Source organism: Klebsiella sp. Lac1 (assembly GCF_009825425.1).
Taxonomy (GTDB): Bacteria; Pseudomonadota; Gammaproteobacteria; order Enterobacterales; family Enterobacteriaceae; genus Klebsiella; species Klebsiella electrica.
Genome location: NZ_VJZJ01000003.1, coordinates 262976 through 276567 on the forward strand (window position 1 = coordinate 262976; position 13592 = coordinate 276567).

Genomic DNA, 13592 nt, shown 5'->3' on the forward strand with positions numbered 1-13592 from the left:
CTACCATTCCCACGTAGCCCCGGTAAGCGTAGCGCAAGCCATGGAGGGAGACCGAAGAAGACTATGTGCGGTTGGCGAAAATCTCTGCCAGCCCGCTGCGCCGCTCGGTACGGGCGACGATGGACTGGGTAAGCACCTGCTCATCGGCATAAATCGAGAGCCGCTGTTTTGCCCGCGTGATTGCGGTGTATACCAGCTCGCGGGTGACCAGCGGGACGATTTTGGCGGGCAGAATCAACGCCGCATGGTCGAACTCCGACCCCTGCGATTTATGCACCGTCATCGCCCACGCGGTGTCGTGCTCCGGCAAACGACTTGGCTGCACCGACTTAATGCTGCCATCCGGCATCGGGAACCAGACGCGCAGCCCCTCTCCCCGCTCCAGCGCAATACCGATATCGCCGTTAAACAGCCCCAGCGCGCTGTCGTTGCGCGAAATCATCACCGGACGCCCTTCATACCAGCGTGAATGCCTCGGCAGCGTTATCGCCCGCCGACGGTTAAGCATCTGCTCCAGCTGTTCATTCACCCCGCTGACGCCGTAAGGGCCGTCGCGCAGGGCGCACAGTAGCTGGAATTCACCAAAGGCGGCAATCAGCGCCTCCGGCTCGGCCCGCTCGCGCAGCAGCTGCAAATAGCGACCGTATCCCGCCTGCGACTGCATTAACATGGCTTCATACTCTTCAGTCGTACTCAGCGGATGCAGCGCAATATCCTCGTAGGCCTGGCGTAGCGTCACTCTGACGCCGTGGCGATCGCCATTGTTCACGGCGCGGGCGAGGCTACCGATGCCGGAATGACTGCCAAAACGATAGCTTTTTTGCAGCAGGCACAGGCTGTCGCGCAGCGCGCCGGCAACCTCACTTTCACCCGCCGGCACCGGGTGGCCGGTCAGCCTCTCCAGCTGCGCCGCACGTCCGGAGGTATAGCCGGCATTGACCCAGGCGCAAATATCCCCGAGCACCGCTCCGGCCTCCACCGACGCCAGCTGATCGCGGTCGCCGAGGAAAATAACCCGCCCGTGTTCCGGCAGGGCATCAATCAGCCGCGCCATCATCGGCAGGTCAATCATTGAAGCTTCATCCACCACCAGCACATCGAGGTGCAGCGGATTACCGGCGTGGTAGCGCATCCGTTGGCTACCGGGCTGAGCGCCCAGCAGACGATGCAACGTGCTGGCTTCGGTAGGCAACAGCGCCTTCTGCTCATCGGTTAGCGGCAGGCGACTCAGCGCCTCCCCCAACGATTCCGTCAATCGCGCCGCCGCTTTCCCGGTCGGCGCCGCCAGTCGGATGCGGCAGCGCGGTTGCCGGGTGGTCTGAATCAACGCCGCCAGCAGCCTGGCGACGGTGGTGGTTTTTCCGGTGCCGGGACCGCCGGAAATCACCGAAATACGGCGGGTCAACGCCACCGCGGCGGCGACCTTTTGCCAGTCTGTTTCATCGCTGGCGGGGAACAGCGCATCCAGCGTTTGGGCCAGCAGGGCCTCGTCAACGTCCACCACCTGGTTAGCGTCGTTGAAGAAGCGGGCGACGGTCAGCTCATTACGCCACATCCGGTTGAGGTAGAGCCGGTCGCCGCACAGGACGATCGGCGTCGGACGTTCGCCGCCGCTGACCGCCTCTGAGGCAAGCAGAAGCGCAGGCCAGTCATCGGGGAAGCCCGCCTGCGCCAGCAGCTGTTCTCGCAGTTCGCTGGTTTTACCGCTCAGGAACTCGTCCGTTTGCAGACGCGATACCGGCAGGCAAACGTGCCCTTCGCCGGCATCGCGGCTGAGTACCGCCGCCGCCAGTTTCACCGCCGGATGCGCCTCTTGCGCCACCATCAGGGCAAACTGCACATCTAACGGGCGCAGCAGGCGCTGACTGGCCGCTTCCAGCAACAGTTCATCCATTGTCATGACAGAACCTCCTGTAGGTCTCCGGCAAACAGCGCATCGAGACCGTCAACCAGCGGTTGCACGGGGCGAGTGGTGAAAATGCCCTGCTCGCCGCCCTGCCCGTCCATGCCGCGTAAAAAGAGATAAATCACGCCGCCGAAATGGCGTTCGTAGTCGTAATCCGCAATGCGGTGGCGCAGGTAGCGGTGCAGCGCCAGACTATAAAGCTGGTACTGCAGATCGTAGCGGTGAGTCCGCATCGCCTGCTCCATCGCCTGGCGGGTATAGGCCTCGCGGTCTTCCCCCAGCCAGTTCGATTTATAATCCAGCAGGTAATATCGGCCGTTATGACGGAAAACGAGGTCGATAAAGCCTTTCAACATTCCGCGGACCTGACGGAAGTCGAGAGGCGGGCAATCGACGGAGAGCGGATCGAAGCGGCGAATCAGCGCATCCAGCCGCTGCGGTTCCAGCGGCCGTTCGATCGGCAAATAGAAGGCCATTTCGACCTGCTTATCATTGGTGGAAAGCTGGTTCAGCGCAATCCCGGCGCCCGGCAACGGAGTCCGGAGCACGTCATCCAGCCATTGCGTCAGCACCGGCGTCCATTGCTCGCCTAAGCCGCCGGACTGCAGCTTTTCCGCCATCCAGTCAGCGGGGACCGGTTGGGTAAAATCGAGATCTTCAAACAGGCTGTGCAGGAATGTCCCCGGCGATGCGCCGCGCGGAAACTGATGCGACGTGAGCTGCGGTTCTGCGGCGACGTCACCGACGCCAGCGGCATCAACGTCAAGGCGCGGCAACAGATCCTGAGCCGCGCTCTGACCATGCTGCTGTAATCCGGAATAGCTGGTCACCCGCCAGTCATCGCTAACCTGACGTCCAAGGCTCCTGGCGGACAGCGGCGGCAGCGTCTCCTGCGGCGCCTGCCAGGGCGTAGCATCCGGGGCGGCGGGCATTTGCAGCGCGATATCCCCGCTGCAGAAGGTTTGCAAACACGCAGCCAGCCCGGCGGCATCCATGGCTTCGCCGCCTTGTAGCAGGCGCCCGAGCGCGCTGTGATGAAAATCGCTGGCGCCGGGTTTGTCGCTGCGTCGGCTGCTCAACGGAGCCACGCCGAGACTACAGTGCCAGACCGCGCGGGTCAGCGCGACGTACAGCAGACGTAAATCTTCCGCCAGGCGCTCCGCTTCCGCCAGCTCCAGGCTGCCCTCGTCCTGAGCAAGATCGAGCACCGCGGCAAACGAGTCGCGATCGTGATAAAACGCCTGATCCTGTTTGCGGAAACGAGCAATAAACGGCAGCCAGACCAACGGGTATTCCAGCCCCTTTGATTTGTGCACGGTGACGATTTGCACCAGATGCTTATCGCTTTCCAGGCGCATCTGCTGACTGGACGCATTGCTGTCCGGTTCGGCGATATGCTGCGTCAGCCAGCGCACCAGCGCATGTTCGCTTTCCAGCTGGCTGGCCGCCTCCTGCAGCAGTTCGCTGATATGCAGGATGTCGGTTAAACGGCGTTCACCGCCGACCGTCACCAGCAGGTTTTCCGCCATCTGCCGCGCGCTCATTAGCGCCCGCAGCATCGGCATCACCCCGCGCTGGCGCCAGATTTGCCGGTAGCCGCTGAACTCTTCCACCAGCGCGTCCCACGCGCGCTCGTCCTGGTTGAGGCGTTCAATATCCAGCGCATTCAAGCCGAACATAGATGTTGCCAGCGCACTGCGTAGCGTATTTTCTCGTTCGGGAGCCAGTACCGCCTGCAGTAGCCATAAAATCTCCTGTGCTTCCGGCGTGTCAAAAACGCTATCGCGGTTAGAGAGATACACCGACGGGATAGCCAGCCCCCGTAAGGCATCGCGGATCAGCGAGGCTTCCTGACGGTTACGTACCAGAACCGTGATATCGGAGGCCTGAACCGCGCGGGCTTTCTCCCCCCGCCACAGCAGCGCGCTCCCCTGTTGACCGGCGCTTAGCCAGTCGCGAATTTGCGCCGCGCACAGCTGCGCCATATACGTCTGATAATCACCGGAGCCCACGGCCTCGCCCGGCATCAGCCAGATGTTCATGGCAGGAACCGCGTCGTTATCCACGGTAAAACGCAGCCCGTGGTTTTTCCCGGCCGCTTTAACCGGCAAGAAAGGGATCTCCCGGAACATAAAGGGGTTATCGCTCAGACTGAACAGGCGGTTAACGCTTTCAACCACCCCAGGAGCAGAACGCCAGTTGGTATCCAGCGTATAGTGGGCCGCCACATCGCCACGCGCTTTCATATAGGTGAAAATATCCGCGCCGCGGAAGGCATAGATGGCCTGTTTGGGGTCGCCGATAAGCAGCAACGCCGTCTCCGGCTGCTGACGCCAGATATGGCGGAAAATTCGGTACTGCTGCGGGTCGGTATCCTGAAATTCATCGATCATCGCCACCGGGAAACGCTGACGAATGGCGCTGGCCAGCGCTTCTCCGCTGTCGCCGCGCAGCGCGTCGTCAAGGCGACTGAGCATGTCATCAAAACCCAGCTCGCCGCGCCGACGCTTCTCCCTCGCGACCGCTTCACGGATCTCCACCATCGCCCTGGCGATAACCAGATCCGTCAGCGTCAGCGGAGAAGCCAGCAGCTGTTCAACCGCGCTGAACAGCGGATGTACCGGCGGCTCAGCGCCCGCTTTGGTTCGTTCATGTAAGAAGGGCTGCGAGAATTTCTCCAGCGCATCAGGAAGCTGATAGCCGAGCGTCTCTTCCTGCGCCCAGGCATTGATTTTCTCTATCCACTTTCCCTGGTTACCGCGATTGAACTTACGGCGGTCGAGGCCAGAGTTCTCCAGCACGCCTTCAATCTCAGCGACCTGTTCCCGCCACTGTGTTTTCAGGGCGTTAATGCGCGCAATGATTTGCTGATGGCGTTCGGCCAGCGTCTCTTCCGCCGCCGGTGGGGATTTGAGCTGCGGAGCTTCGCCCTGCAACCAGCGATCGAGGGATTTCAACAGATCGCGCGGTCCTTTCCACGCCTCATGAATGACGGCGGCAATCTCCCGCGGCAGCGGATAGCAATGTCGACGCCAGAAGTCGGCGCAGGCCTGATAGCGCAGCCGCGATTCATCTTCAATAAGCTGCTGCTCAAAGAGCATCCCGGACTCAAAGGCATTGAGGCTCAGCATCCGCTGACAAAAACCGTGGATGGTAAATACCGCCGCCTCGTCCATCTGGCGTTCCGCCAGCAGCAGCGTCTTCGCCGCCTGGCTCTTATCCGGAATTTCAGCCAGCAAAGCGCTATAGAGGGGATCGGTCGCGCTGTCGCGCAGGCAGGCAATGCGCAGCTCGTGAATATTGCTGCGAATGCGGCCACGCAGTTCTTCGGTGGCCGCTTCGGTGAAGGTCACCACCAGCAGCTCTTCCACGCTGACCGCACGAGGAAAGGCGGATTCCCCGCCTAGCCCCAGCAGCAGCCGCAGGTACAGTGCGGCGATGGTAAAGGTTTTTCCGGTGCCCGCAGAGGCTTCTATCAGGCGCTCGCCCGTTAAGGGCAAGCGCAGGGGATCCAAAGGCTCGGCGGTTTCGGTCATTCGTTCTCTCGCATCAGGGGTAAGGATTTCTGCAACGCGCTGACGCTTTCCCAGACTTTGCCACCTTCAGGGTGGACGTAATCGGTCTTGCCATTCTGGCTGCCGGAAATCTGGGACAGGATCGCCATGCCTTGCGGAACCACCACCGTCTGATGGAAGAAGTCGGCAAGTTTTTGCGGCGTCAGCAGTTTTATCTGAGCCACTACTTTATCACGTGAATCGAAGCGCATATTACCGCGATCGAAATCTTTGCTCAGCTGAGAGGCTTCGCCGCCCAGCGTTTGCGGCGCCTGAGTCATCTGGCTTATCACCGCCTGCTGGATTTGCGCAAACGCTGCCGGGCTCATCGCCCGCAGCTTAGCTTCCGCGGTCGGGAAGAATGCCTGGAAGCGCTGCCAGAGGAAAGCGGGCTGTTTATCGCTGCTTTGCAACAGGAAGCCCATCCCCCACTGGCGCCCGACGTTCATCGGGAAAGCAAAGACCGCGTAGCCAAGCTGCTCTTCGGTACGCAGCTGGTTATAGAACCACGGCTGAATAATCTGCCCGAGCAGGGAGCTGGCGGCGGAGCTGCTGTATTCATCCACGTTCGGCGGGGCGAAGACGGCGGCCAGCGCCGAATCGGTGCTGTTGCCGGGCTTTTCAAAAATCGCCAGCTGCTGGCTGTTGATCAGCACGTCTTTGTTGCGACACCACTCATTGCCATCAGATCCCAGCTGCCGCTGAATCTGACGCGCCATGGCGGTGGACTGTTCGGCGGTGAGGTTGCCAATCACCAGCAGTTCCGGACGCCCTTTCGCTTTCAGGTTGTCGCGATAGGCCAGTACCTCTTTCAGGCTAATTGACGGCAGCAGCGCCCGGCGTTCCTCGCGCTGGAAATAGGGTACCTGGGACAACATCTGAACCGGCATGATTGCCTGGTCGTAGGCTTTGCCTTTATCCGCAGAATCCATCATCTGCGCATACCAGGATTTAGCCTGCTCCAGCTGCTCTTCGGTCGGCGTATAGCTGAAATAGCCGTCCAGTAACGCGGTAAACAGCTGCGGCAGCCGCTGGGTGTAGCCATTGGCATTGACCATCAGGCCGTTATTGGCGCCGGTTGAGAAGGAGATGCCGCCCACCGCCGCCTGGTTGCTGAGCTGATCGAGAGCAATACCCGCCAGATAGTCGTTCAGCGCAAACATGACCTGGCTACGGGCGCTGTCCATGGCCTGCGGGTTACGCAGCACCAGCGAAACGTCAGCCTTTGGCTCGCTGGCGAAGTACTGACTGGGCGCATAGACCACCCGCAGCATCGGCTCATCCACGATCAGCTGCGGATGCGGGTAGGCTTTATCGCTTTTAATCAGCGTAAAATCGTCAGGGATATAAGGGTTCAACACCGGCAGCTTGAGGTCGATAGCGCTCGCCTTCTGCTGCCAGTCGTTAAAGGTTTGCGTGCTAATCTTGTCGACCTGATACGGCGCATTCACAAAGTAAGCGCTCTTGTTATGCGGCTCTTGCGGGCTGATATACCAGACGCGCGCATTTTGCGGCGTCATCATCGCCAGCCGGTCTTTAATCGCCTGCGGATCGTAGCGATCGGCAATGTTGACCACGTCCAGCGTATGCTCTACCGGGACGCGGATCATGGTATCTGCCAGCCATTCCACATAGTCCATATCGCGGTTGATCGACGGATAGCGGAAATCAAGCGCCAGAACATGAGATAGCTCATCGAAATAGCGTTTGTCGATGCCCTGGCTACGCAATAAGTTAAGGTAGCTGAAGATCGCCGCCGCCACTTCATCACGGTGCGCCAGCCCTTTGTCGGTCAGGGTCGCCGAAATCGCCAGTACGCCGCTGTTGCCGTTAACCGCCGGATCGGAATCCGCGCGAATCCCCTCGACCAGGCCTTGTTGCTGCAGCCAGTCAGATAAGGTTCCCGGGCTGCGGTTGCCGATCATGTAGGTCACCAGCTCGTCGGTTTTGCTGCGGAATTGCTCGCTGTTGTTATCAATACGGAATTCAACGCGCAGCACTTTGCGCGGCATTGCCGGGACGTAGTGAATGATGATGCCCTTTTGCGCATCGGTCACCACCGGGACGGTAATTTCCGGTTTACTGATATTGTGGTTTGGCACCCGACCATAGGTTTTCGCCGCGATGCTCGCCAGTTCCGGCAGCGGTTTGTTGCTGTAAATAACCGCCTTCATCAGGTTCGCCGAGTACCAGCTGTCGCGGAAAGCATGCAGGGCGTCGAGCACCGGTTTACCGGGCTTGTCGCTAAGCGTCTCGAGGTTACCGCCGGAAAAATGCGCAGCCGGGTGCGCCGGGTTAATGGTCTCGGCACTCACCTGCGCCATGCGCATCCCGTCACGGGTGCGCGCCATGGTCAACTCGGCGTTGACCGCGTTGCGCTCGCGATCGGCATATTTTTTATCCAGCAGCGGAGCGGCAATGGCATCCGCCAGACGATCGACCGCGCCGTCAAGGGCATCGTTTTCGACTTCAAGATAGAACGCGGTGCGATAAGGCGCAGTACTGGCATTATGGCTGCCGCCGTGCATTTTCAGAAATTCGGCGAGGCTGTCCGGCTGCGGATAATTTTGCGAGCCCATCAGCGTCATGTGCTCGAGAAAATGCGCCAGCCCCTGATGATCGACGGGATCCTGCAGCGACCCCACGGGCACCACCAGCGCAGACAGCGATTTCACCGCCTGCGCATCGGAAACCAGCAGGACCACCATGCCATTATCCAGACGAATGGCCTGATACTGTCGGGGATCTTTTTCGCTTTTACGAATGGTTTCCTGAATCGGTTGCCATCCGGTATCTGCCTGACTTAACGGCGCCCAGAGGGCCGCCAGCACTAAAATAACCTTGAACCATACACTGCGGGGCATTCACGAACCTCATCATTAACAAACTTTGCGCTGACAGCATCAGCGTTATGCACATCAGTCCGTGATAGGTTGCGCATAATAATTGAACACCTTATTTTGCGCAATTTTTATACTATTACCAATTTATTCGGGCTGATGGAAACGAAATATCGGCAACAGGTAGCGCTGTGTTTGCGTAATAATTTCTTCATAGCAGGCCGGTTCAAGCGTGCGCCAGAGGCGCTGATACCAGACATCCGTCCCTTCGCCGCTGACCACCATATTGCCTTCATAGACCTGAAGAAATTTGCTACGCGCTTTTTGTTGCGTCTCTTCGTCCGTTAACATGACATCCTTTTCAGCGTCATAACAGACTTTTAGCCATGCACCGCCGCTTTCTGGCAGTAACAGCAGCGGTCTGGACATGCCTTGCAGGTAACCCTCTACCAACTGATCAAGGTAGGCTTTGGCCTGTTCCTGCGCCAGCGGCGGGAAACGCCATTCGCCCTCTTTGCGCACCAGCAGCCGGCTTTCACCGGTTCCGCCGCTAGCACAGTAGACAAGGTGTTCCAGCCAAAGTTGCATCCCCTGTGCGACGCTCAGCAGCGACGGCCGCCAGCGCAACAGGCCGTCAGATTGTACCTGCTGTAGCCACCCCGTAATGTTGACTCCGTTGCATTGCAGATCGATTTCCATGCTTTGCCCCGGCAGTCGGCTGGCAATGACCCGCTCCGCAAGGTTTTGCATCTCCTGACGCTGCGCCTCCCAGGCCAGCTCGCCAAAAGCGCCAAAGGGCAGCTCTCCCGCGGCGCGAAAGCGGCGATACATCGTCGACGCATCCTGTTGTTCAATCAGCGTATTCAGCAGCTGCTGGTTCAGGTGATAACGGCTAAGTCCTTCGAGGGTGAACGGCTCATCATCCGGAATCTCACTCTCTTCAGAGCGGAAGTTAACCCGCAGGCGCTGCTGGAAAAAGGCGCGCACCGGGTGCTGCCAGAATCGCAGCAGCTGTTCAAACGGTAGCGTTTCGATAGCCTGCGCCGGCAGCGGCTGGATAAAGTCGCTATGCGCCTCGCCCTGCTGGCTGGCGGCCGCCAGCCACTCCCGGGCGTAGCTCTGATATTCATCATCGCGGAAATTGGCCGCATCAAAAGGCATTCGCGTGTGCAGATGGGTGATATGGGCTTTGACGCGTCGCTCGCTGGCGTCACAATCCAGCGCCTCATCCCCGGCCAGGCAGTGGCTCTGGCCAATATAGTCCGCCAGTTCTTGCACCAGCACCGAAGGGTAGCGTTCGCTATTGTCCTGAATCGAGCGGCCAATGTAGCTGATATATAATGTCTGTTCGGCGGACATCAGCGCTTCCAGGAACAGATAGCGGTCATCATCGCGACGGCTGCGATCGCCGCGCTGCGGTTTCTGGCTCATTAAATCGAAGCCCAGCGGCGCCAGCGTCCGCGGATAAACGCCGTCGTTCATCCCCAGCAGACACACCACTTTGAACGGTATGGAGCGCATCGGCATCAGGGTGCAGATATTGATCGGCCCGGCGAGGAAACGCTGGCTGATACGCTGCTGGTCCAACCGCTGCGCCAGTTCATCGCGTAATAAAGACAGAGGGACGGTCTGCTCATATTGTGCCTGGGCGCCTTCACCAATCACCGCCTGCCACTGCTGTTCAATCAGCGCCAGCGCCGCTTCGGTATCGACGTCAGGCAGGAAAAAGTCGTTGAGCAGTTCGCGACAAAGCGGCAGCCATTCCGCCAGCGGTCGTTCCTGCGCCAGCTTCCGCCGCCACAGGTTGAGCTGCATCAGCAACGAAGCCAGATTACCCACCAGCTCAGCGATCAGCCCGCTGGACTCATCGTACGGCAGGACCGACCGCCATTCGCCCTGGCTGCTGTCCATCGCATAGCCCAGCAGCATGCGCGTCAGGCCAAAGCGCCAGGTATGTTGCCCGGTGGCGGGCAGATCCAGTTCGCGCACATTATCGTCATCCATTCCCCAGCGCACGCCGGATTCATTAACCCACTGACGCAGATAGCGCAGCCCCTCTTCATCAATGTTAAAGCGCGCGGCGAGCACCGGGACATCCAGCAGAGCCAGCACATCTTCGCTGGCAAAGCGGCTGTCGGGCAGAGAAAGCAGCGTAATAAACGCCTGCAGAGCCGGATGCGATTCGGTGGCGCGCCGGTCGGAAATCGCCCACGGTAGCCAGCGCTCGCCGCTGGCGCTGCCGAATACCGCCTGAATGTAAGGGCTGTAGCTGTCGATATCCGCCACCATCACGATAATGTCGCGCGGCGTCAGTTCAGGGTTCTCTTCCAGCATCGCCAGCAGCCGGTCATGCAGCACCTCGACCTCACGCTGCGGGCTATGGCAGACATGAAGAGTCAGGCTACGATCGTCCAGAGCAAGCGAGCGTTTACTGTGGCTGTGGGCGAACTCTTCCGCGCTTCGCCCGGCCACTGCGGCATTACGCAGATCGAGAATATCCGCCTGTAAATTGTGCAGCAGATTATCGGGCGTAATATCGACAAAAGCATCCAGCTCTTCATAACGTTCCAGCCCGGCCAACAGATAGATATAGTCGCGACCCAGCTTCCCCCATGAGGCGAGCAGCGGGTTACCGACGTCCTGTTCCCCTGCATCGTTAAACAACCCTGGCGCCTGCCCGCTATCGCGAAACAGCGGGAGTTCGCGCGGTTCACGATGATGGCGGCGCTGGCGCGACATCAGTTTCGCCAGAAAGGCCGGATCTTTAATATCGCCCCAGTAGTACCGACAGGGGTTGGTGAACAGCACATACACATCGACGTGCTTGCCCAACGCCTGCAGCGCCTGTAGATAAACCGGCGGCAGCGCCGAAATCCCGCAAATAAAGACGCGTGAAGGCAGCCCGGCCGGAGGCTCATCCGCCGCCTCCAGCGTGTTGATAAAACGCTGGTACAGATTGGCGCGGTGCCAGAGCGGCTGCCCCAGCGCGGCGGTATGTTCGACCAGCGCCTTCCATAGCGGCGCCTGCCACTGCTGGGCGTCACCGAGGCCATTGACGCGTTCATCGGCCTCCCAGCACATTAGCCATTCAGGGCGATAGACCAGATACTGGTCATAGAGGTCGGCGACCCGGGCTGCCAGTTGAAACAGTTTGCGCTTGTCGCTGTCGTCGCGGAGATAGTGGCGTAGCAGCGTAAAAGCCTCATCGTCAAGACGTTGCGGCAGCAGGGTCATCAGTTTCCAGCTCATGCTTTGCTTACTGAAGGCGCTTTCTCCGGGGATATCCGACAATACGCGGACAAACATGTCCCAGATAAAGCTCGCCGGGAGCGGGAAGTCGATGTTGGCGGCAATGCCAAACCGTTTTGCCAGCGTCATCTGTAGCCACTGCGCCATCCCGGTACTTTGCACCAGCACCATTTCCGGTTTGAAAGGGTCGTCCAGCCGCTGGCGCTCGACGATAAACTCCATCAACGCTTCAAGAACATCCAGACGGTTTGAGTGGTACACCCTTAACATATTCGCTCCTGACTACTGACTGACCGGGCAATGCAGCCGGGTCATCTGCACCCGTTTATCAACGGGCATGGTGATCGTTACCGTGATGCTGACACATCTGGCCGCCGATGTCTGCAAGCGGGTAACGGACCCGCCGGGGGGAATCTGCGGTGGGTTCATCTGGCCATAGCGCCATGCGTCTCGCCACAGCTGGCGATATTGATTCAACTGAATAAAACCCGTGGCCAGCCCACGCTGGTAGCCGCCAAGCGCGGTGACCACCATAACCAGTAAGGTCATCGCCAGCAGCGTTTCCGGCAGGCTAAAACCCTGCTCATTGTTCACGGCATCCGACACAGATTCGCCTCCGTTAGTGGACAAAAGTCGCTCCAGCCATGGGGAGAAAAGCGCACGACGCCCTCTTCAACCCGGCCGGATTGCCACAGCAAAATGCGACCGCCGCTGGCGATTAACAGGACCGATGCATCGTCAAAAATGCGCAGGCAGGCGCGCCAGCCCTCGGCAGCAGAGTAACGGCAGGCGTTGGCATCCTGTATCGTCCACGCCAGAGCTTTTCCCCACTGTAGCGCGGAGTGCGCGCCAGCCGTTTCGCGGATCGCCTGAGTTTCCCCCGCGGTTTGCGCCAGCAGAGAGCGCTGCTGCTGGTTCAGCCCTTGTAATAACATGCTGCCAAGCGCCAGCAGCAAAAGCACCATCAGCAACGAGGAGCCCCCACGCTGACGGCTCATAAGTTATACCCGGTCACGCGATATTCCGCCTGAGCCGAAATCCGGGGATCCGCCACCGCGTGCGCCGCCAGCATGACGATGAACTCGGGAGCAAATCCGGCGATATCCTGGCGGGTAATCTGAAAATGGGTCACGTTGAGCGCACCGGGATTTGTCATTTTTTCCCATCCGCCATCGCTGCAACTGGTGGCGCCGCGTCGCGTTTCCAGCGCCCCGCTGTTCAAACGAAATCCTGTCGCCTCAGACATTGCTTCCGGCGTGGCATCCCACGCGCCGTTGCTATTACTGTCCCAACGGACGATCGTACAGTGCCCCCCACTGGCGATGAGCAACGGTTGTCCCACGCACTCCCCGGCGCAATAGCCCGCACGCTGCAGATGTTTCGCTACCGTATATACGCGCTGCCAGAGTTCATTATCCAGCGACTGTTGCTGAGTCTGCCGCAGCGCCTGTCGCTGCAAAGCAGGCAAAAAACGCGCTGCGCCCATCAGTAAGATAGCGCTGATGGCCATCGAGATAAGCGTCTCGGCCAGCGAAAAACCTCGGGGAATTAAAGGCACGATGCGGTCTCCTCATTACGACACAGGCGAATTCGTCCCCAGTCCGACACGATAATATTCCAGCTCCCCCCCGCACTTTGCAGCCGGATATGGCCGGCCCAGGCGCTGTTACGCAGCCCGTAAAAACCTAATCCCGGCGTGATATGGCTGAGCGCCACTTCCGGCCAGCGTGGGTGCAGCGTAAACGGCGTTGCTGTCGCACACTCCGCAAGTGTCTCCTCGGCGCTCAGACACCAGCCGCCGCCGCGTTGCCCCACCTTCACCAGCCGGTTGCGGTTATGCCAGTTTGCGTCGTCGCGTAGCAGCACCAGATAGTCGCGCACCTGGTTGGCGGTTTGCCATAAACGCTGTTGCTGCTGCCAGCTCTGCCAGCTGTAGACTCCGCCGGCGCTGAGGATGAATATCAGCGCCAGCGCGATCAGCGTTTCAATAAGGGTATAGCCGCGTTGTCTGTTCATCCCGCGAGTATGGGGAAAAGGCAGCGC

8 protein-coding genes are annotated in these 13592 nt (G+C 59.7%); all 8 read right to left on the reverse strand.

Going from position 1 to position 13592, the window contains the following annotated elements:
- Positions 1–61: 61 nt before the first annotated feature.
- Positions 62–1900, reverse strand: coding sequence for an exodeoxyribonuclease V subunit alpha (recD, locus tag FNY10_RS20280; RefSeq protein ID WP_141963610.1), 1839 nt, complete (start codon positions 1898–1900; stop codon positions 62–64).
- On the reverse strand, positions 1897–5442 hold the full coding sequence (recB, locus tag FNY10_RS20285; protein ID WP_160703198.1) for an exodeoxyribonuclease V subunit beta: 3546 nt from the start codon (positions 5440–5442) through the stop codon (positions 1897–1899). Before recB ends, recD begins: the two co-directional genes overlap by 4 nt.
- Positions 5439–8324, reverse strand: a complete 2886-nt coding sequence (gene ptrA, locus FNY10_RS20290; RefSeq protein ID WP_160703200.1) for a pitrilysin — start codon at positions 8322–8324, stop codon at positions 5439–5441. The genes recB and ptrA overlap by 4 nt, the downstream gene beginning before the upstream one ends.
- Before the next feature lie 123 nt (positions 8325–8447).
- Positions 8448–11819, reverse strand: coding sequence for an exodeoxyribonuclease V subunit gamma (gene recC / locus FNY10_RS20295; RefSeq protein ID WP_160703202.1), 3372 nt, complete (start codon positions 11817–11819; stop codon positions 8448–8450).
- 12 nt (positions 11820–11831) lie between these two features.
- On the reverse strand, positions 11832–12098 hold the full coding sequence (locus FNY10_RS20300) for a prepilin-type N-terminal cleavage/methylation domain-containing protein (RefSeq protein ID WP_255493289.1): 267 nt from the start codon (positions 12096–12098) through the stop codon (positions 11832–11834).
- A 41-nt stretch (positions 12099–12139) separates the two neighbouring features.
- A complete protein-coding gene (locus tag FNY10_RS20305) occupies positions 12140–12547 on the reverse strand; it encodes a DUF2509 family protein (RefSeq protein ID WP_100686111.1) in 408 nt (135 codons plus the stop codon).
- Positions 12544–13107 (reverse strand): prepilin peptidase-dependent protein, encoded by a 564-nt coding sequence (locus tag FNY10_RS20310; RefSeq protein ID WP_160703204.1) that lies wholly within the window; start codon positions 13105–13107, stop codon positions 12544–12546. Before FNY10_RS20310 ends, FNY10_RS20305 begins: the two co-directional genes overlap by 4 nt.
- Positions 13098–13565 carry a prepilin peptidase-dependent protein gene (locus tag FNY10_RS20315; RefSeq protein ID WP_131048664.1) on the reverse strand — a complete coding sequence of 156 codons (468 nt, stop codon included), beginning with the start codon at positions 13563–13565 and terminating at the stop codon, positions 13098–13100. Before FNY10_RS20315 ends, FNY10_RS20310 begins: the two co-directional genes overlap by 10 nt.
- Positions 13566–13592: the final 27 nt, after the last annotated feature.

Coding starts and splice junctions, on each gene's coding strand:
- FNY10_RS20305 (WP_100686111.1), bottom strand. CDS start 12,547: ATGAGCCGTCAGCGTGGGGGCTCCTCGTTGCTGATGGTGCTTTTGCTG.
- recB (WP_160703198.1), bottom strand. CDS start 5,442: ATGACCGAAACCGCCGAGCCTTTGGATCCCCTGCGCTTGCCCTTAACG.
- recC (WP_160703202.1), bottom strand. CDS start 11,819: ATGTTAAGGGTGTACCACTCAAACCGTCTGGATGTTCTTGAAGCGTTG.
- FNY10_RS20315 (WP_131048664.1), bottom strand. CDS start 13,565: ATGAACAGACAACGCGGCTATACCCTTATTGAAACGCTGATCGCGCTG.
- recD (WP_141963610.1), bottom strand. CDS start 1,900: ATGACAATGGATGAACTGTTGCTGGAAGCGGCCAGTCAGCGCCTGCTG.
- FNY10_RS20300 (WP_255493289.1), bottom strand. CDS start 12,098: ATGACCTTACTGGTTATGGTGGTCACCGCGCTTGGCGGCTACCAGCGT.
- ptrA (WP_160703200.1), bottom strand. CDS start 8,324: ATGCCCCGCAGTGTATGGTTCAAGGTTATTTTAGTGCTGGCGGCCCTC.